15 protein-coding genes and 1 pseudogene are annotated in these 18,319 nt (G+C 52.8%); 7 read left to right on the forward strand and 9 right to left on the reverse strand.

What is annotated here, in order from left to right; translation table 11 throughout:
• Positions 1 to 4: 4 nt before the first annotated feature.
• Positions 5 to 1,216, reverse strand: coding sequence for an SfnB family sulfur acquisition oxidoreductase (locus F3I47_RS20610; RefSeq protein ID WP_150030309.1), 1,212 nt, complete (start codon positions 1,214 to 1,216; stop codon positions 5 to 7).
• Positions 1,217 to 1,486: 270 nt separating this feature from the next.
• Complete coding sequence (locus F3I47_RS20615; protein ID WP_150030310.1) at positions 1,487 to 1,954, reverse strand: SgcJ/EcaC family oxidoreductase; 468 nt, start codon at positions 1,952 to 1,954, stop codon at positions 1,487 to 1,489.
• 841 nt (positions 1,955 to 2,795) lie between these two features.
• Here F3I47_RS20615 and F3I47_RS20620 point away from each other — a divergent pair.
• Entirely contained in the window at positions 2,796 to 3,833 is a 1,038-nt protein-coding gene (locus F3I47_RS20620) for a tyrosine-type recombinase/integrase (protein ID WP_150030311.1), read from the forward strand.
• Positions 3,834 to 4,061: 228 nt separating this feature from the next.
• On the opposite strand, the gene feoB is transcribed toward F3I47_RS20620, so the two are convergent.
• From feoB to F3I47_RS20635, 3 genes and pseudogenes are all read right to left on the reverse strand, one after another.
• Positions 4,062 to 6,386, reverse strand: a complete 2,325-nt coding sequence (gene feoB, locus F3I47_RS20625) for a Fe(2+) transporter permease subunit FeoB (protein ID WP_150030312.1) — start codon at positions 6,384 to 6,386, stop codon at positions 4,062 to 4,064.
• Positions 6,386 to 6,610, reverse strand: coding sequence for a FeoA domain-containing protein (locus F3I47_RS20630; RefSeq protein WP_150030313.1), 225 nt, complete (start codon positions 6,608 to 6,610; stop codon positions 6,386 to 6,388). The genes feoB and F3I47_RS20630 overlap by 1 nt, the downstream gene beginning before the upstream one ends.
• A 167-nt stretch (positions 6,611 to 6,777) precedes the next feature.
• Positions 6,778 to 7,382 (reverse strand): annotated as a pseudogene (locus F3I47_RS20635) (Rpn family recombination-promoting nuclease/putative transposase).
• A 355-nt stretch (positions 7,383 to 7,737) separates the two neighbouring features.
• On the opposite strand from F3I47_RS20635, the gene F3I47_RS20640 reads away from it, so the two are divergent.
• The 3 genes from F3I47_RS20640 (at position 7,738) to F3I47_RS20650 (ending at position 9,829) form a co-directional block, all read left to right on the forward strand.
• Positions 7,738 to 8,019: a hypothetical protein gene (locus tag F3I47_RS20640; RefSeq protein WP_150030314.1), complete on the forward strand. Its 282-nt coding sequence runs from the start codon at positions 7,738 to 7,740 to the stop codon at positions 8,017 to 8,019.
• Between the two features lie 914 nt (positions 8,020 to 8,933).
• Positions 8,934 to 9,170 (forward strand): YgdI/YgdR family lipoprotein, encoded by a 237-nt coding sequence (locus F3I47_RS20645; RefSeq protein WP_009093133.1) that lies wholly within the window; start codon positions 8,934 to 8,936, stop codon positions 9,168 to 9,170.
• Between the two features lie 353 nt (positions 9,171 to 9,523).
• Positions 9,524 to 9,829, forward strand: a complete 306-nt coding sequence (locus tag F3I47_RS20650) for a hypothetical protein (protein ID WP_033736866.1) — start codon at positions 9,524 to 9,526, stop codon at positions 9,827 to 9,829.
• A gap of 66 nt (positions 9,830 to 9,895) precedes the next feature.
• On the opposite strand, the gene F3I47_RS20655 is transcribed toward F3I47_RS20650, so the two are convergent.
• Positions 9,896 to 10,072, reverse strand: coding sequence for a DUF2256 domain-containing protein (locus tag F3I47_RS20655; RefSeq protein ID WP_009093131.1), 177 nt, complete (start codon positions 10,070 to 10,072; stop codon positions 9,896 to 9,898).
• A 1,216-nt stretch (positions 10,073 to 11,288) separates the two neighbouring features.
• Here F3I47_RS20655 and F3I47_RS20660 point away from each other — a divergent pair.
• The gene (locus tag F3I47_RS20660) at positions 11,289 to 11,690 is read left to right on the forward strand and encodes an H-NS family nucleoid-associated regulatory protein (protein WP_009093130.1); all 402 of its coding nucleotides are present in this window, start codon (positions 11,289 to 11,291) and stop codon (positions 11,688 to 11,690) included.
• A 153-nt stretch (positions 11,691 to 11,843) separates the two neighbouring features.
• Here F3I47_RS20660 and F3I47_RS20665 read toward each other — a convergent pair whose 3' ends face one another.
• Positions 11,844 to 13,400 (reverse strand): sensor domain-containing diguanylate cyclase, encoded by a 1,557-nt coding sequence (locus tag F3I47_RS20665; protein ID WP_150030315.1) that lies wholly within the window; start codon positions 13,398 to 13,400, stop codon positions 11,844 to 11,846.
• A 275-nt stretch (positions 13,401 to 13,675) separates the two neighbouring features.
• Here F3I47_RS20665 and F3I47_RS20670 point away from each other — a divergent pair, with 275 nt between their 5' ends.
• Together F3I47_RS20670 and F3I47_RS20675 are read left to right on the forward strand one after the other, a co-directional pair.
• Positions 13,676 to 14,077: an H-NS family nucleoid-associated regulatory protein gene (locus tag F3I47_RS20670; protein ID WP_140029906.1), complete on the forward strand. Its 402-nt coding sequence runs from the start codon at positions 13,676 to 13,678 to the stop codon at positions 14,075 to 14,077.
• Between the two features lie 362 nt (positions 14,078 to 14,439).
• On the forward strand, positions 14,440 to 15,108 hold the full coding sequence (locus tag F3I47_RS20675; protein ID WP_181161968.1) for a DUF2268 domain-containing putative Zn-dependent protease: 669 nt from the start codon (positions 14,440 to 14,442) through the stop codon (positions 15,106 to 15,108).
• A gap of 53 nt (positions 15,109 to 15,161) precedes the next feature.
• Here F3I47_RS20675 and F3I47_RS20680 read toward each other — a convergent pair whose 3' ends face one another.
• Both F3I47_RS20680 and F3I47_RS20685 read right to left on the reverse strand, forming a co-directional pair.
• Positions 15,162 to 16,178, reverse strand: a complete 1,017-nt coding sequence (locus F3I47_RS20680; RefSeq protein WP_150030316.1) for an NAD(P)-dependent alcohol dehydrogenase — start codon at positions 16,176 to 16,178, stop codon at positions 15,162 to 15,164.
• 104 nt (positions 16,179 to 16,282) lie between these two features.
• Positions 16,283 to 18,256, reverse strand: coding sequence for a methyl-accepting chemotaxis protein (locus tag F3I47_RS20685; RefSeq protein WP_150030317.1), 1,974 nt, complete (start codon positions 18,254 to 18,256; stop codon positions 16,283 to 16,285).
• Positions 18,257 to 18,319: the final 63 nt, after the last annotated feature.

The following is an 18,319-nucleotide window of genomic DNA, read 5'->3' on the forward strand; positions in this document are numbered from 1 at the left end:
CTCCTTAAATCCACGCATGGCGCGCAGGGTAGATCGCATTGAGGTAGTAATTGCCAATGGCGTGGGTTTTCCAGCGCACCGGGTCATGCAGCGTGTGGGTGCGGGCATTGCGCCAGTGGCGGTCGAGTCCATGCTGCAGCAGCGTCGCGCGGCTTCCACCCCATTCCAGCAGCTTTTCGCTGGCACGCAGCGCGATATTGGTGGTCAGCACCTTGGCTTCCGCCACGGCAATTGAGGCGGCGGCGCTGTTTTCCGCCGTCAGAGGCTGCGAGGCCAGCGAATCAAGGACCCGGGCCGCCCGTCGCAGCAGGGCATTCGCGGCACTCAGTTCGGTACTGATGCGCCCGATGTCAGCCAGGATATAGGGGTCATCAGCGTTGCGAGCGACGCCTGCATCCACCCAGGGACGTGAGTGATGGCGGACAAACTCCAGCGCATCGTCCAGCGCGCCCTGCGCGATACCGGCATCAATCGCTGCCTGAATCAGCTGTGACACCGCACCTCGCAGGGTCGGTTTGTCTGACGATGGCAGGGGAATGATTGCGTCAGGCCCGACGATGACCCGATCAAGCCTTACCGTTCCGCTGGCGGTGGTACGCTGACCCATCCCTGACCAGTCATCCACGATCTCCACCCCTTCGGCCGGCAGCGGGATAAAAGCCATGGCCGGCTTGTCGTCCTCCTGCAGTGCGGTCGTGACCAGGATATCCGCGAACAATGCGCCGGTTGAGTAGAACTTCTCCCCGCTCAGACGCGATGTCTGACCCTCACGCACCAGTCGGGCCTGGATGTCGCGCGTATGGCGGGTGTTCTTTTCAGGGCCACCATTGCCCAGTCGCTTGCCACTGACCACCGCCTGCAGCCATTTTTCCTGCTGTGACGGTTCGCCTTCGCCAAGAATGAACTGGATCAGGCCAAAGTGGTTCTGCGGGATCTGGCCCAGGGAGGGATCGCTGGCAGAGATGATGCGGAAGACCTCCGCCACGGTCTGGAAATCCAGCCCGCCCCCGCCAAAGCGGCGTGGCACGCTGATGCTGCCCAGTCCGAGCCGGGTAAACTGGCTGATCAGTTCACGGGGATAGAGCCGCTGCTGATCCCGGGCAACAGCACCCGGTTTCGCCTGTTCAGCCAGCGCATGCGCAGCCTGAATGGCCTGTTTTTGACAGGTTATGACGGCCGTCTGAAAGGTTTCGGGTGGAGCGGAAATAAGATTCATGGCGCTTCCGGTAAAAGAGCGAGACATCAAATCAGGCAGGCTGATATTGAGTGCATCACATTAATAAACGTTGAAAGCGATAATAGGCAGCTGGTCAGAACGAAGTAAATAGCGCGGTTATTACAATATCCGCAAAGCTAATTCATATTGCAGCTTTGCATTTTAAATGCATATATGTCTGGTACTACAGAAGTGAAAGTGCCGGTTTTATATAAAATTAAAACCAGCTTCAGAGGCTGGTTTTAATTTTAGAGTGACGATGCGCTGGAGTTATTTGCTTGCAGACTCAGGCATAGCCGAGGAGTGATGGGTCGAAATTTTCCAGCCTTGTCCATCCCAGACGTAGGTAAACGTATAGCGCGCGGTTATCTGCGTGTTATCTTTAAACGTAAAGGTATAAACGCCGGCATCAATCGCTTTATTACAGCCGGTTCTGATGGTGCGGGAGTTGATTTTACCGCGCGGCCCTTTTTTCAGAAAGTCTTTGAAATAATCAATCCGTTCCTGATCGGTGAGTCTGACCTGATTGGAGATAGTGGGCAGTAATACCGCATCACTGACATAGAGTTGCGAAACCTTCGTCGCATCGCGGGTTGCCAGCATGTCATTCCACTTGTCGAACAGGCTGGCGACATCCTGTTCAGAGGCTTTAATACAGGTTTCCGGCTGCTGTGCCAGCGTAATGGCGGGCGCACAAAGCAGACCTGTCAGGCATAATGATAATAATTTTTTTTTCATGAAATAGTCTCCATTAACTCATACTGGCTTAGGGTGGCGCTCTCTCTGATCTCTGAGAGAACACCGGTAAATACGGGTTAAAATAAGGAGTCGTGAATCTGAAATGTAAAGGATGTAATTAGTTTCTGATGCCGTAATGAATAAAAAACAGCCGGATTTAGTTATTCTTTTGTTAAGCCTGGCTATACGTGCTCTGCTATTATGACGTAACGTTACCTTACGCCCTGCTCTGCATGGAACTTAAATCTATGATATGCGATTATTTAGATTTATATGCTGATTTCATATTCTCCTCATCGGATTTTTAACGGCGTTAAGGCGCATTTCTCAGGAGTAAAACAGGGGGCGGAAATAACGTGTCCGCAGAATTTCGGGTATTAAGAAAAGGCGGAGGGAAATATAACGTCGCAGTTTTTTAATCAACTCCAGATGGCTAATTACTTCACGACTGTATATTGACGGCTCTCAGTTAAACATAAACCATCAGCTTCGCTGCCTTCCCGCTTAAATTCGGATAAACCTCTGGCGCGATTTCTGAATTTCATTCCTGAGCCTCTTTCCTGTCACTTTCCATACGGTGTCGATATCCTCGCGAATGTCAGTAGATGTCTTGCGGCCGTCGTTGCCTCCTGATGAAAAAGTGGCTCTTCTTGCTGGCTTCGTATAATAATTCTTATACGAAGTCATGACAGTATGGATACGCCGGGTTATGATGACAGCCAGTCAAAACCACTTTTTAAAATGGCAGCGCTACGCAAATTCTGGCCGGTTGACCCCCTGCTTTTTTCTCAGAATTCACGTAGCGCGATCAACGCCGTTTTCGGTCAATCAGTGAGCAAAAATGACAGAGTTAGTGCCGTTAACTGAACTGCAGATGAACCGGAGCGGGGATATCGCTGAACGCCTCAGACAATTTGTGCAGGACAAAGAGGCCTTTTCGCCTAACACGTGGCGACAGCTACTGAGCGTGATGCGGATCTGCAATCAGTGGTCGGAAGAAAATCAGCGCAGTTTCCTGCCGATGAGCGCTGACGATTTGCGCGACTATCTCGCGTTTCTGGCTGAAAGCGGACGGGCTTCCTCCACCGTCACGTCACATGCGGCTCTGATTTCGATGTTACACCGTAACGCCGGTCTGCCCGTGCCCAACACCTCGCCGCAGGTTTTTCGTGCGATGAAGAAGATAAACCGGGTGGCGGTGATGAGTGGCGAGCGGGCGGGCCAGGCTGTGCCCTTCAGGCTGAGCGATTTGCTGGCGCTGGACAGGCAGTGGTCAGGTGCTGACAGCCTCCAGGCGCGCCGCGATCTGGCCTTTCTGCACGTTGCATACGCAACGCTGCTGCGTATCAGTGAACTGTCGCGGTTACGGGTGCGCGATGTGATGCGTGCCGGTGATGGACGTATCATTCTGGACGTGGCCTGGACCAAAACCGTCGTACAGACCGGTGGATTAATTAAAGCCCTCAGTACGCGTTCCACCCAGCGACTGGAGGAGTGGCTGGACGCGTCCGGGCTTTCCGGCCAGCCCGATGCCTATCTGTTTACCGCTGTCCACCGCTCGGGGCGTTCCCTCCCAGCCGAAAAACCTATGAGCACCCGGGCTCTGGAGCAGATTTTCGAGCGCGCCTGGCGCTGCGCCGGAAAAACCGGAGGCGTGAAGGCCAATAAAAATCGCTATACCGGCTGGAGTGGCCACAGCGCAAGGGTTGGCGCAGCACAGGATATGGCAGACAAAGGCTATCCCATAGCCAGAATCATGCAGGAAGGCACCTGGAAAAAGCCGGAGACGCTGATGCGCTATATTCGTCATGTCGAAGCCCATAAAGGGGCAATGGTGGAGTTTATGGAACAGCATGCTGACGGCGCATTGCCTGATTAACGCTGACATAAAAGCGCGCTCAGCGTCTTCGGCGGATGAAGTTATCCACAGAAAAAGTGGACAGCCTGTGAGTAAACCGGTACGGGACAGCACTTTTCGGGCTTTATTCCTGAACCATCTCACTGATTAACAGGCGGTTTCGCCGTTTCCTGACGCGTCGCCGCCATTGTATTCAGATCTCCGGCCTTGCCCCTGGTCATTAACTGACGCTATCACCGGGTGATCGGGTCAGGCATATCCGCCCTGCTTATCACAATTGCCGTGGCAGCCCTGACAACGCCCTCTCTCCTCCCTGAACATGATGGGGATGTTCTGCACACGGTTCCCTGCTTTGCGCAGTGCCAGCAGAATGATGACATTCAGCACCACGACACATAAGATGCAGATCGCGCTGAATGCGGGATGACGGGCAAACGTGACCGCCTGATAAAAGAGCGTTGCCGTGGTGTAGGCGATGTTCAGTCCCCAGAAAAAGGAGAACATCATCCATTTTTTGCCTGCTTCGCGTGCAATCGCCCCCATGACGGAAACGCAGGGGACGTAAAGCAGTACAAAGATCAAATAGCTATAGGCGGCAAAGCCGCTGCCAAATTTATCTGACATTACACTCATCGGGCCGGAGGCCATCTCGCCATCACCTTTACTGGCTTCAATGGGATGCGCCAGTGCATCAATCCTGAACGCAGCCGCTAAACCAGCCCAGGTTTCAGTCAGCGCCTCTCTCAACTCACCTCCCAGGTCAAAAGCCTGCGGATCGAACGGACTGCTCTGAATCGCCTCGGTGGTGTAAAGACTGTTAAGTGTGCCCACCACCACCTCTTTCGCCATAATGCCACTCACCAGTCCCACGGTTGCCTGCCAGTTATCCTGTGTGACACCTATCGGTAGCAGCGCCGGCGTAATCGCTTTACTGGTCGCAGCCAGTGCGGAGTGGTTAATGTCATTCACCAGCTGACCATTGAATGCAAAACTGCTCAGTACGCCAATCAGCATGCTCACCAGGATGATGACCTGCCCGGCCCGCACCACAAACATTTTCAGCCGTTGCCACGTCTGCAGCAGCAGACTTTTGAGATGGGGCCGGTGATAGACCGGCAGCTCCATGATAAACGGTGAGGCTTCACCTCCCAGCAGGGTATGCTTGAGTACCAGCCCGGTCACGACCGCGACGACAATCCCCAGCAGATAGAGGGAGAAAACCAGGCTGGAGCTGTGCGCATGAAAAAATGCCGCAGCGAACACCGCAAAGATTGCCAGCCGCGCACCGCATGACATAAAGGGTGCAATCAGCACGGTCAGCAGACGCTCACGCGGCGTGTCCAGCGTGCGTGTCCCCATCACTGACGGCACGTTACAGCCAAAGCCAACAATAAGCGGCACAAATGATTTGCCCGGCAGGCCCAGTGACTGCATCAACCGATCCATCACAAAGGCGGCGCGAGCCATGTAGCCCGAGTCTTCCAGAAAAGCGAGAAACAGGAACATCAGGCCAATCTGCGGAATAATCGGCAGCACGGTGTTGATGCCAGCCCCGATCCCCTGCGCCAGAAACACCGTCAGCCAGGCCGGGAAGTGACAGACCGCACCCAGCCATTGTGCACCATGAATGAATATTGCCACCGAACTGCTGTCGAAAAGCGGCTGCAGGGCGGCGCCGATATTGATGGAAAGCACGAACATCACATACATCACCGCCAGAAATATCGGAATGCCCAGCCAGCGGTTCAGCACAACCTGATCAATCCGGCTGGTCAGATTCGCGGGCACGGCCTGATCGCTATGACTGACGGCCGCACAGATTGCATTAATGGCGCGATAACGATAGTCGGCAATCTGTACACCCGCCTCTTCGCCCGCCTGCTGCCTGATTTCAGGTAAGTGGGATTCCAGTTCCGGACAAAGCTTCAGGCTGTTGATATCCCCCTCCAGCAACTGTAAGGCCAGCCAGCGGCGTTTCTGTGGCGCTAGGGTGGCGGACATCTGCTGACATAGCTGCCCGATGGCCGATTCAATCGCTGCCGGGTAGCACACCTGCTCCGGTGCGCGATAAACCTGCGGTTCATCGATTAACGCTTTAAGCTGTGCAATGCCGTCACCCCGGGTTGAGGTCAGTGAAACGACCGGACAGCCCAGGCGGGCCGACAGCGCCCCGGTATCGATAGTGATATTCTGGCTGGCAGCGATATCCTGCATATTGAGGGCAATAATGCAGGGTAGCCCGAGTTCCAGCAGCTGAAGCGTCAGGAACAGATTGCTTTCAAGACGGGAGGCATCCACGACGTTGATTACGACATCGGCATGTTCCTGATAAAGGTACTGGCAGGCGATGCTCTCATCGATGGAGCTTTCAGCGGACAGCGTTGTCAGCGAGCGGGTTCCCGGTAAATCGACGAGCCGGACATCTGACTGAGCGGTGAAAAACTGCCCCTCTTTACGCTCGACTGTGACGCCCGCCCAGTTCCCCACCCGCTGGCGGGCGCCGGTGAGCTGATTAAACAGCGTTGTTTTGCCGGTGTTAGGATTACCAATCAGCCCGATGGTTATCTTTTTCATCAGACGATTTCCTCCAGAATAATTGCGTCCAGGTCACCCTGCCGCACCGCCATAGTGACACGACGGGTTGAGATCTGTACCGGGTCACCCAGGGGGGCGACACGAATAATTTCAATCACTGCGCCCGGCAGCATGCCCATCGTCAGTAATTTCTGACGCCAGGTGGAATTGACCGAGGGTTGATAGCCCACTATCCGGTAGGAGCAGCCTGCGTTAATTGCCATACCCTGTTCTGCCTCTGAGTAAGAAGCATTTATTCTACAAATGATAAGCGTTTCGATTTTTGATCTGGCATCGGACAGGCAGGGGAAAATGGCCGTCAGGGTCAACGGCAGTTCAACAGGCTGTAAAAGGGATAATTCTGCGGGATTAACGAGAGGATGAGGCGAACTCAGTGGCGGATTTGTGACAGTTCCTCATCGGTCAGGCCGGTCATCTTAATGACGGTATCGCGGTCGAGGCCATTCTGCAGCATCGTCCGCGCGATTTTCAGGGTTGCGTCGCGTTCACCTTCAGAATGGCCTTTCTCTCTGCCAATCTGAATCCCTTCCTCGATACCTTTCTCAATGCCTTTTTGCTCAAGTTGTTGTGCGATGGTCATGAGTGCGTCTCCGTGTTGCGGCACACGCTGTGCCAGTTCGCGAACAAAGGATTGGGCGTCGGATGTTTCGCCTCCAGATGACGCTGCATGGCCGCCACCGCATAGCGCATCAGACGGAAGGCCATATGTTTGTCGGGCGTAGACTGATGCTCAATCAGAACATGAATGTAACCGTCGCCAGCGCGTGTTTTAAGGCTGTAAAGCACGTCGCTGAAATATTGCCGCAGGTCATCCTCGACAAACGAACCGGATTCCAGTGTGAGTGTGCTGAGATCACAGATTTCCCGAAGCTCTGCCGGAAGATGGATTTCCATAAAATCACGGGCAACATCTGGCTGGGTCAGAAATTGACGGAACATAGCGTCATGAGGTGTAGGAGTATAGTTTGTCTTCATCTGCCCTGACTCCGAAATAGGGACATGTTCACTACCACAGGCGCATGAGCAACGATGCAGAGTTACAACAGGCGTTATTTAAACACAGGGCACAAGGCTTAACGCGACATGCTCTTATTACTCACGTTCTGTTCACCTTTTTAACCTGCAATAAACCTGGTTCCCTTTTTTAAAGGGATATCGTGTGCCTGCAAAAATGTCAATCGAAGCAGTTCGATTAGCTATTCTCTTTGAAAAAATTTAATCGTTATTCTGGCCTGATAATTTATTGGACCAGGAGCGTGAGAAAAGACTTTTTTGATAAAATGACGCCGCAATACCTATTTAATGTAACTTAAATGTTGAGGGGGTTAATATGCGCTTATTAAATATATCAGAAGCGAAAAGCGTCAGTGGTGCTGATATCGGCTACGCAGAGTTACTTGCGATGTGGAATGACGCTGGCCTGAATTCAGATTGCTGCTTCAATTATAATCGTGCCGCTAAAAGTATTAATGCTATCGGTCTGGCCAGCGCGACTGAATACAAAAGCTGGAACAATTCGTCTATGGGTGAAGCCGGATGGATGCTCAACGAGGCGGGCGAGAAAGTGACCTGGTTCAATAACGGTCTTTTTATTGCTTTTCAGGTCAGTTGATTCGGCCTGCGCAATAGGCGAATCGTTGCATTATCTGACCGCCTGATACCGGAAAAGGTTTCTGATACCTCAGGAGCCTTTTATTTAAGTTAAGCAGTGGGTTTACTGACCGTCCGCTATATCTGATCTGACATCCATCTGTAGGTTTAGTTACATCATACATATGCTATAAAACGGCTGTTACGGCCCTTCGGGCCGTGCGGGGCGGCTTGTCAAAGGGCACTCGGAGTTTCAGAACAGCTCGATGATAATTGCCAGAGAGGGGCAGCGGGGCGCAGGCTCGCTCGGATAATACTGACAGCTCTTATTGGTTGTTGTAACTAATATAAAGATTGATGACAAATAATCTGCTCTTTCTTTTCCGCCTGCACATTATGGCGCAGACTGTCGTGGCTTCCATTATCCGGTATAAGTGCCAGGATGCTGTTATGGATGCTATATCCTGCTCTCTGAATTGCCTTTGAAAACGTAATTCCTCGCGGGCTGTTAAGCAAGTAACATCATTAAATTCGCGCTGATTCGGCAAATACCCTCCCCTTGAGTCGGCTATAACGCCTTAATGACTCAGCGATTTATGTAAAAAAGAGCCACTCAGATGAGTGGCAAATATAGGGTTAATTTGAAATCCAATAGTAACCTGTAATTACATTGAGGCTTTATCCCGATGCGACATCTTTGCATATCGCCAAACATAAGCGTGTGTACTCTTTGGCGTCATTGTTCTGCCAGAAGTTAAAGCGGCTTTTAGTGGCTGGATAAGGCTGCCGTTAAGAGCGGGGGGCTCGGCTTGTTATAAATGATCCAGATCAATTTAATTCACATAAATTTTTTGAACGCCCTACCGTTATCTCGTCGTTTAAGAATGCGAAACCATAATACGGCATCGTCTTAAACAGGAATATACGGGAACGGTTATGAAATCCTCAGCCTTTATCCACAGAAGTGCCATTATCCTTGCCATGATGCTCTCAGCCATGTCACTGGCTGCCTGCTCCGGGAGTTACATCATCTCAACCACGGATGGTCACATGATTACCACCAAAGGCAAGCCGGCTAAAGACAAAGAGACCGGCATGATTGCCTATAAAGATACAGATGGAAATATGCATCAGCTCCAGCAGCATGATGTTAAGGAAATTGTACAAAAATAGGCCTTTTCTGCACTGAGCAGAGTTACCTCATCCGCAGACTTCACGGAAAACAGATTCGATGGAATGTTGTTTGAGCAGTCCTGGCTTAGCACTGTGTGCCTCTTCCTCTGCAATGGCGACAGGCCTCAACGCAGAACAGGGTAAACACTTCACCACCCTTGAGGCAGAGACGGGCCGTTCCTCCAGCAGTATCTATCCGGACAGTCAGTGGATAAAAAGACGATAGATGATGTTGAGGTTGCTCAGGCAGGAACGGGCTATAGCCTGGAGACTGGGCCAGAAATTATAACCGCCGGCGTTAAAACCACGTATGTCGTTAGCGGTATGACTTTTTAATAATCGCTGAGAAACAGATGATGAAACCTTTCCTGTTACTTTTCTTCACTCTCTGTCTGACCGGATGCGTTCAGTACAAATGGGTTAAACCTGATGCCTCTGAGCAGCAGGAGATGATGGCAGAAACCGCGTGTCAGGCTCAGGCGCTGCGTGAGTTGCCGCCTGATAACATTGTCAGTGGCAAATACACGTCTCACGACGACAAGCATAAAACAACGGATACCGACTACTCCACCAGTGACGCGAACGAAAGTCAGCGCGAAATCCTGGTGAAAGATTGTATGTTCAGACAGGGCTGGCAACAGATTGAGGTTCAGCAGTGATGATCTGATGACAGGCGTGGCCGGGAGAACGCCTTCTGGCCCGTTTTGTTTCACCGTTATAACGTTTTACAGAGGATCGTTCTCTGTCTGATCCCTGCGCTGTGCATGCGCCGCGCGTCGGCAACGTTCAGAACAATATTTCACTTCCTCCCAGCATCTTTCCCATTTTTTCCGCCAGCTCATCGGTTTTTTGCACATTTGACAGTAACGAACCGGTAATGACTTTTTATTCCCCTTAAACACATTACTCCCCCGCCTAATCAATCCTGGCGCTGCTGTTAACCCATCTGTTCTCTGAGTGTAGCTCAACCCGACAGCGCAACGTTTTCCGGATCACCTGATCCATGATGTCATCGTCAGACTCAGAACGGTCTCAGCTGTTTATAACCGTGTAAAATCTGACCATATTATCTGGCGAGACGGGCATATCAAAGCCTGAGCCGGTATCGACGTCTGTACTCTGGCAGTTATATACAGCGTTAAACTGTGCGCTTCTTAAAGGCAAATTAATTACATCAGGCAACCATCGGACTCTGTTAATGCCCGCTAAGGTTAGCGGATAGTCAGGGGCGCTATTTTGCAGGGTGTCATGCAACAGGCTGTCGATACCTGTGCGCTTTGCAATGTTTTTACGATGCTGATCATAAGTTCCTCACCCACCTCAGACAGCAATGATGTGCCACGTTTAATGCATCCTGTGCAATAATACCGTCAGATAATATTACGCACGATGACATTAGCGCCCCCTGATGCACTTAGTTGTCCAGTCTGTGCCTGTACGCAGAGTAATTAGAACCGTAAATACTCTCTGAAGAACGGATTAGCGTCGCATGATTCCGCTTAAGTTATGTCCATCGGTTTAAGCACGTATTCGCGTAACGTATTAAAGCCAAACGGCACAACGTTTAGTAAACTATCCGCATCCTGATTATGTTAACAGCACCAGGCCACTCCAAATAAAAATCAATCAAATACAGTGTGTTAAAAATAATTCCGGGCTAACCAGTCGGCCTGGAATTAACCGCTCTGGCGTTATTTAATAAGGGTTTTCACAGCTTATCCCTTCCTGACAGGATAAGCATTCGCCGTTTATCTGACGCCCGGTGTAAATAATTTTATCTTTTTCTGCTCATGTACCTAATCTGAGAGCACACGGCTTCGCTTGAAAAATGGCGAACAAGTCTGGTAACAGACTGAATTATCCGATGAGGGCTGACAGGTTTTTTTTGACAGCGTACGTGAGAAAAGGGTAAAAATGCATAAATTTACTTTTGTTTAACGCTGATGCGCTAAATAGAGTTTCAACTCTCTTAGAAAGCGATTAATATGGCTGTGTTGAACTCCAGGTTCTGTATTTGATTCTTCGAAGGCAAGCATCCTAAAAAAGCAGGTCTGACGAAAAGCATCAGCGTGAACCCGCTCTGTATTTTATTATCTGAACATGACTATGGTGACTTTGATGAGTGACACTCTCAATAGCTTGAATAATATCCGTACCCTTCGCGCTAACGCTCGCGAACTTGATCTTGCTGCTTTAGAAGAAATGCTGGAAAAACTCTCCGTTGTCGTTAGCGAGCGTCGTGAAGAAGCGCAGGCTTCAGAAGCGGCTAATCGTGAAAAAGCAGAAAAACTGGCAAAATACCGCGAATTACTGCTGCAGGAAGGTATCGATCCTAACGAGCTGTTAAATGGTATGCAGACTGCGCCGACAGAGAAGAAAAAGCGTGCGCCCCGCCCTGCCAAATATCAGTATACCGATGAAAATGGCGAAGTTAAGCAGTGGACCGGTCAGGGCCGTACCCCTTCTGCGATTAAAGCTGCCATTGATGAAGGTAAATCGCTGGACGATTTCCTGATTTAATCCGGCAGGCGTTTATCAAAACCCGCCAGGCGTTGCCCGGCGGGTTTTCTGCATCCTGTTGTTTAGCGAAACGCAATGAAACCAACCCCGTCATGCATGTCTGTCATACCCTCCTGACATCACATTAGCTCCCTCAATGGCTGATCTTCCGCGTTACTGCTCTTCACCCATGACCTTGTTTCGCCCTGCCCGTTTTGCACGATACAGAGCCTCGTCCGCGCGCGCTATCAACGCCTGAGGCGCTGACGGAGAGTCAGCCGCCAGGCTTACAGCACAGCCAGCACTCAGCGTGACATGCTTTTGCGGCAGTTCAGAAGTGAGGTGCGGAATATCAAGCTGATTAACGGCTTCGATGAGGGTTTCAGCGAGATGGAGCGCGGCTGACAGCGGCTGATCCGGCAGAATAATCGCAAACTCTTCTCCGCCGTAGCGTGCCGTGAGCTCGTTTTTGCGCCGCGTCTTCTCTGCCAGCACGGCAGCGACTTTTTTCAGACAGTCATCACCGGCCACATGGCCATAGGTATCGTTGTAACGTTTGAAATAGTCGATATCAAACAGAATCAGTGATACGGGCTCGCCGCTGAGCGCCGCCTTCTGCAGGCTCTGCATCAGCATTTGATCAAAATAGCGCCGGTTGGCGACGCCTGTCAGGCCATCACTGTGTGCCAGATTTTCCAGGGAGCGGTTAGCAGCAGTCAGCTCATCGCGCAGTCGGGTCAGCTCACGCTGATACCGCAGCGTATGCCGTGCCTGACGCAGTACAAAGTTACCCAGTAAGATGATAACGGCCAGCAGGATGAGGCTCAGTATCAGATCCTGTACCCAGCCTCTGAGCCAGTGCTGAAACAGGGCGCGTTTGTCATACCCGGCGGCAACCACCAGCGGATAGCGCTGCGATCGGACAAAACCAAAGATGCGCTGTTTACCATCCAGCGCGGCAGTCCACTGACCGCTGCCTTTGTCGGCATTCGCCAGCATCTGCAGGAAAAGCGGACTCACTGAGAGGTTTTTGCCGATGTAGCTATCCGGCATTGGCCGGGCGTAGAGCACCGTACTGTCTGCCAGCATCAGCACCAGGACATCCCCTTCACTGAGTTCGTAGTAGCTGTAAAAACGGCGGAAATAGTCCACCTTGATGGTAGCCAGTAAAACGCCGCGAAACCCGTTATAGGCATCATTAACGCGCAGCGTCACCGGAATCACCAGTTCATGTGTGGTGCGACTGCGCAATACCGGGCCAACATGCAGAGTGTTTCGCAGACTGGAGCGGTGATAAGCAAAATATTCGCGATCGGCGTTATTGATATCAGGCGGGATACGGTTCATGGAAGTTGCTATCCACTTACCGTGTGCATCATAGTAAAACAGGCCATGAAGCTGAGGCAGACGGCTCTGCAGCAGGCGCATTGTCTCGCTCAGCCCCCGGCCATCTACCCCGTTCGTCGCAATCTGCTTTTCGAGCTCGCGCTGTAATTCACGCAAAGAGAGTTCGGTCTGTAAAAAAGTATCGTCCGCCTGGCGCGCCTGCGACAGCGACAGGTTGACCGCCGTATCTTCAACTTTCCTGACGGTGTTGTTCCAGTCTTCACGCAACGTCCAGAGATCGGATCCAATCACCAGGACAGCAAGCAATACGCCTGACAGCGTAATGCTTCTGAGAAGGGGGGAAATCCCTGACGCTGTCTCATCATTTTTACGGCGAAACTTCATGCCTGTCCTTAATAAAACCTGTTGACTGATTTAAGCACAGTTATCCCCCGGCAAAAATGTAAATCCCGCAATCCCCTTTCGATAGCGATAATCGCTATTTTATCAGCAGATTTCGCTTTTATATTACGTCGGGTCAACTCAGGCAGCACACCCAAAACCGGAAAAGCAGTGCATAAATCTACAGAGAGACTTCAAATGACATGCGGGTCAGTGTTACCCTTGCCCGCTGAAAAATTTGCACTTTATTGATTAACTTGAGTATTTGAGAATTTTGTATGAATAAGAACCTGAACAGCCTGAATAATATCCGCACGCTTCGCGCCGAGGCACGCCATCTGACTGTGGCTACGCTGGAAGAGTTACATCAGAAATTAGAGGCCGTGGTGAACGAGCGTCGCGAAGAGGAAAATGCGCGGGCAGCAGAGGCGCGTGAGAAGGCGGAGAAACTGGCCTTCTACCAGGAGCTGTTGCAGGAAGAAGGCATTGATCCGGCGGAGCTGGTCAACAGCACCCCGACCCCGGCTCCCGGTAAAAAGAAACGGGCGAAGCGTCCGGCGAAATACCGTTACAGCGATGATCAGGGCCAGGTTCACTTCTGGACAGGTCAGGGCCGGACGCCCAGCGTGATCAAAACAGCCATTGATAAGGGTCAGTCGCTGGATGATTTCCTGATCTGATCAGGGTGAACGTACTGCCGTTACGCTGGTGGGCCGCTGCAGCCGATGGCGGTATTCAGGCATGAGCAGGGTCTGGTCCTTGCCCTGGTCATGCCCCATCCCGCCGCGTATGTTATTAAACACCGGTCGATCAAGAAACTGTGCCTGCCTACCTTCCCCTAAGTCGGCACCACCATGCGCCAGCACGATGGCAATGTCATCGTGCTGGCGAGAATATCGGGACAGCAGTCGATACCTGATGCGATACCCGTCGAAGTTTTCAGCCCCTCCTGTCAGTGATAAAAGGCATCGCTTTCAGATTCGACAGGATTACGCCAGACTGCCTGATAGAGAAATGACTATCCCTCTGAAAGGAGTTCCCTGTGAACCATCTTTGGAAACTGCACTGGCTGGAGGCATCAGGTGAGGTCAGGCAGTACGAATCGGTTATCGTCAGGGAAGCTGAAACCGCCTTCCACCATCTCTCGTGCGTAACAGACGTTCCACGTCTGGATATATTAATTCAGTGTGTACCGGAGGCTGTGATACCTGAAATAGGTTTTGCAGGCAGGGCTTACAGTTCGACATTGTTCGGCATGGCCATTGATCCGGCAAACCCGAACCTGTCCCGGGAGCTGCAAAATGGCAGGCTGATACGGCAGATCGTGCACGAGGTCCATCACTGTCTGCGCATGCGCGGGCCCGGGTATGGCTGGACGCTGGGCGAAGCATTAGTCAGCGAAGGTCTGGCCGGTCAGTTTGTCTGCTGGCTGCTGGAAACAGCGGCAGAACCCTGGGAGTGTGCCATCGAGCGCAGTGAATTACAGGCTAACCCGGTCCCACTGACGACGCTGCAAAGCGCCCGGTACGACCATTCAGCCTGGTTCTTCGGCACCGGTGCGTATCGCCGATGGTATGGGTATACGCTGGGCTATCAGATGGTTGCCGCCTGGCATCGTCGTCATCGGGCATGTCCGACAGAAAAATGGTTCGGCGTCACAGCAGATGACGTCATTGCCGCGGCTCTGGAAGAGGGATTAGTCACACAGTGAAGATAAAAAAAATGCCGCAGCAGGTTGCTGCGGCATGACTATTCAGGCTTCCATCAGAAATCGGCTTTCAGTACCACACGGTAATTGGCTTTACCGGCACGAACGTGGTCCAGCGCCTTATTAATGTCAGACATCGGGAAATACTCAACCTGAGGGGCAATGTCAGCACGGGAAGCGAGGCGCAGCAGAGAGCGCAGCTGCCCTGGCGAACCGGTAGACGACCCCGTCACCGCCTTGTCACCCATGATCAGTTCGAAAGCACTCACTTCAATCGGTTTCAGCACGGCACCCACGGTGTGGAATTTGCCCTGAGGAGCCAGCGCAGCGAAATAGGGCTTCCAGTCGAGGTCGACAGCGACGGTGCTCAGGATCAGGTCAAAACGACCCGCCTGTTTCTTCAGGGCTTCAGCGTCGCGGCTGTTAACCACTTCGTCCGCACCCATATCCAGAATTGACTGCTTCTTATCCGGAGTTGAACTGAAGGCCACAACTTCGGCGCCCATCGCGTGCAGGATCTTAATCGCAATGTGGCCCAGACCACCGATACCAATCACGCCGACGCGGCTGGTGGCAGTAATGTTGCTCATCAGCAGCGGTTTAAAGACGGTAATCCCGCCACACAGCAGAGGACCCGCGGTCGCTGCATCCAGCTTCTCCGGCAGCGGGATCACCCACTGCCAGTCAGCGCGCAGCTTCTCGGCAAAACCACCTTTGTTCATGATGGTCGGGATACTGCCCTGCTGGCAGTTAACCTGTTCGCCGTTGATACAGGCATCACAGTGCTGACAGCTTTTTGCCGTCCAGCCAATGCCCACTCGCTGACCGACAGAGAGTCCTTTGTTTTTAGCCGCATCACCCAGGGCAGAGACCCGGCCGATGACTTCGTGTCCGGCGATCACCGGAAACTGAGAGATGCCCCATTCGTTGTCGATCATCGACAGGTCTGAGTGGCAGACGCCACAATACTCGACCTCGACTTCAACTTCTTCGGCTGCCAGCTCGGCGGCATCGTACTCATAGAGTTCCAGGGCCTGGCCAGCCTGCATGGCTGCATAACTTTTGATTTTCATTTATACCTCTGCGTGGTTAATCACCGACAAGTGTAACAACTGCGGGCGCGGCTTGCCTGGCCGATGCGCTTATATCGCAATTTCTTACATTTTATCGAGATAAATCAGCCTTTAACCTGTGCGCCGGAGAGCGTCTGCAGCACCTTGAGCTGGGCTACTGCCTCCTGCATCGCGTCCATGCCCTGCGTGAGTTCACGCAGGCTGCCGAGGTGCTTCGCAATATCGGCGCGCTCATGTCGCGTCTGCTGATTCATGGCAGCCAGCGTGTCGGCTGCGCTGATGCTGCGCTCTGCCATCTGCGCGGCGGTCTGCGCTGAATCACTGGCCACCAGCCGGATACGTGAGATGGTGCTTACGGCCTCACTGATGTTACTCGCGGTCGCTTCAGCCTGCTCTTTCGACGAGTGCGCCAGCCGACGAACCTCGCCCGCCACCACGGCAAAGCCGCGTCCCGCCTCGCCTGCGCGCGCCGCTTCGACTGCCGCATTCAGGGCCAGAATATTGGTCTGGAAAGCAATGTTGCTGATGCCGTGCGTAATGTCGTTGATGCCGTTAGAGATTTTCTCCAGATCGTCCAGTCCCTCATCCAGCCGGCCCTGTGCCTGCTGACTTTCCGTCGCGATGTTACTGATGTTACGGATGCTGCTCTCTGCCAGGCTCAGGGTTTCGCCCTGGCTCTGGGTCGCCAGTTCCAGAACCGGCAGCGCTTCCATCAGCGGAGTCAGTGCCTGCTGATAGGTAATGACCCGATCAAGCACCCGCGTCTGGATGCTGTTCAGCGCTTCCCAGCGACGCAGACCGCGTTGCGCGTAATGCGCGGCATAACCGGCATATTCCACCGGGAACTGGCTCATGGCTTTCACATCGCGATTGAAGAACACCAGCGCCGAAAGCGTCTGATTGATCGGCACGCCCAGAATTTCGCCAAAGCTGGAAAAACCGGCAGCGGCAATCCCTTTAAAGAAATGAGCATTGTGCAGCTTGTCGGTATTGCCGACGCGGCGCAGGATACAGTCATTCATCAGAATCGCCGCCGGTTTTCCATGCTGAGCGGTGAACGCCTGCCACTCCTGCTGCGTCGTCTGCTGGAAATCTTTTTCCTGCATCAGGAACAGCCGGTCGCCAAACTCCAGGTCGCAGAAAAACTGCACGCCGCTGGATTCGATTTTGGCAATGGAGCGGATGAAAAACTCATCCCCGACTTTGACACCAAAGGTTAACCCTTTCAGCCGCTCGGCCAGTTGCGCTTCACTGCAGTTGAGGTGTTCGCACAGCGCCGGAACAAAGGGCTGCTGCTGACCGTGACGGTTAAATACCGAGGTGACGGTGCGCGCGACCGGGTCAGCTTCAGCAATCAGCCAGCTCTGATCGCGTGGCGTAAAGTTCTGACTTTTAAACGGCGCAAAGGATTTTCCTGGCGCCATCTGGCAGAAAACGATCACCGCTTTGCCCTGCAGCACCTTGCCACCGACACCGATCCAGGTGCCATCAAAGGAGATCCGGCCGCCCGCTGAACCGCCAATGGCCAGGCAGGGGAAGCGGCCGCTTTTGTACCAGGCCTGCATCAGAAAACCTTCTGATGCGGAAAGCCCGTCACAGTAAATCATGGCGAAAGTACGGTCGGCAGAGAGCGGCATCCGCACCGGCAATCGCGCCAGCTCCTGCTGGATAGCGCTGATGCGCTGGCTGGCGGTCTGCGTATCGGCGACGTGAAGATCGACAATGTGCGTCTCATGACGGGCGATCAGCGTGTCCGGCAGCCAGAGATAGCTCCCTTCCGGACCATTCCCCTCACAGTAAGTGCTCTGTGGACGGCTGCTGCTCAGCGCGCCATTCGAGGAGAGTGTCAGCACCGTCAGATCGGCAGACGTAAAGCGTTGCCAGGCCTGACTGACCCGCCGGAAATCCGCCTCAGGCGGAACAAAGGTCATCAGGATCCCGCCCGCGCGTGCGCTCAGGCCGATGGAAGAGAGTGAAGCAGGCATTGCACGGCAATCGTAAGTGCCATTTGCAGGCTGGCTGCTACGCCGGAGACGCGCAGCAGGCAGGCGACTTTTGATCGTCTTGATGATCGACATATTATTATTTTCGCTTTTATAAGATTAACTTACGCATAAATTTTGCGTTTACTGGTGTGTAAA

The sequence above is a fragment of the Pantoea sp. M_10 genome (assembly GCF_008631515.1).
Classification (GTDB): domain Bacteria; phylum Pseudomonadota; class Gammaproteobacteria; order Enterobacterales; family Enterobacteriaceae; genus Pantoea; species Pantoea anthophila.

Coding starts and splice junctions, on each gene's coding strand:
- F3I47_RS20610 (WP_150030309.1), bottom strand. CDS start 1,216: ATGAATCTTATTTCCGCTCCACCCGAAACCTTTCAGACGGCCGTCATA.
- F3I47_RS20615 (WP_150030310.1), bottom strand. CDS start 1,954: ATGAAAAAAAAATTATTATCATTATGCCTGACAGGTCTGCTTTGTGCG.
- F3I47_RS20620 (WP_150030311.1), top strand. CDS start 2,796: ATGACAGAGTTAGTGCCGTTAACTGAACTGCAGATGAACCGGAGCGGG.
- feoB (WP_150030312.1), bottom strand. CDS start 6,386: ATGAAAAAGATAACCATCGGGCTGATTGGTAATCCTAACACCGGCAAA.
- F3I47_RS20630 (WP_150030313.1), bottom strand. CDS start 6,610: ATGGCAATTAACGCAGGCTGCTCCTACCGGATAGTGGGCTATCAACCC.
- F3I47_RS20640 (WP_150030314.1), top strand. CDS start 7,738: ATGCGCTTATTAAATATATCAGAAGCGAAAAGCGTCAGTGGTGCTGAT.
- F3I47_RS20645 (WP_009093133.1), top strand. CDS start 8,934: ATGAAATCCTCAGCCTTTATCCACAGAAGTGCCATTATCCTTGCCATG.
- F3I47_RS20650 (WP_033736866.1), top strand. CDS start 9,524: ATGATGAAACCTTTCCTGTTACTTTTCTTCACTCTCTGTCTGACCGGA.
- F3I47_RS20660 (WP_009093130.1), top strand. CDS start 11,289: ATGAGTGACACTCTCAATAGCTTGAATAATATCCGTACCCTTCGCGCT.
- F3I47_RS20665 (WP_150030315.1), bottom strand. CDS start 13,400: ATGAAGTTTCGCCGTAAAAATGATGAGACAGCGTCAGGGATTTCCCCC.
- F3I47_RS20670 (WP_140029906.1), top strand. CDS start 13,676: ATGAATAAGAACCTGAACAGCCTGAATAATATCCGCACGCTTCGCGCC.
- F3I47_RS20680 (WP_150030316.1), bottom strand. CDS start 16,178: ATGAAAATCAAAAGTTATGCAGCCATGCAGGCTGGCCAGGCCCTGGAA.
- F3I47_RS20685 (WP_150030317.1), bottom strand. CDS start 18,256: ATGTCGATCATCAAGACGATCAAAAGTCGCCTGCCTGCTGCGCGTCTC.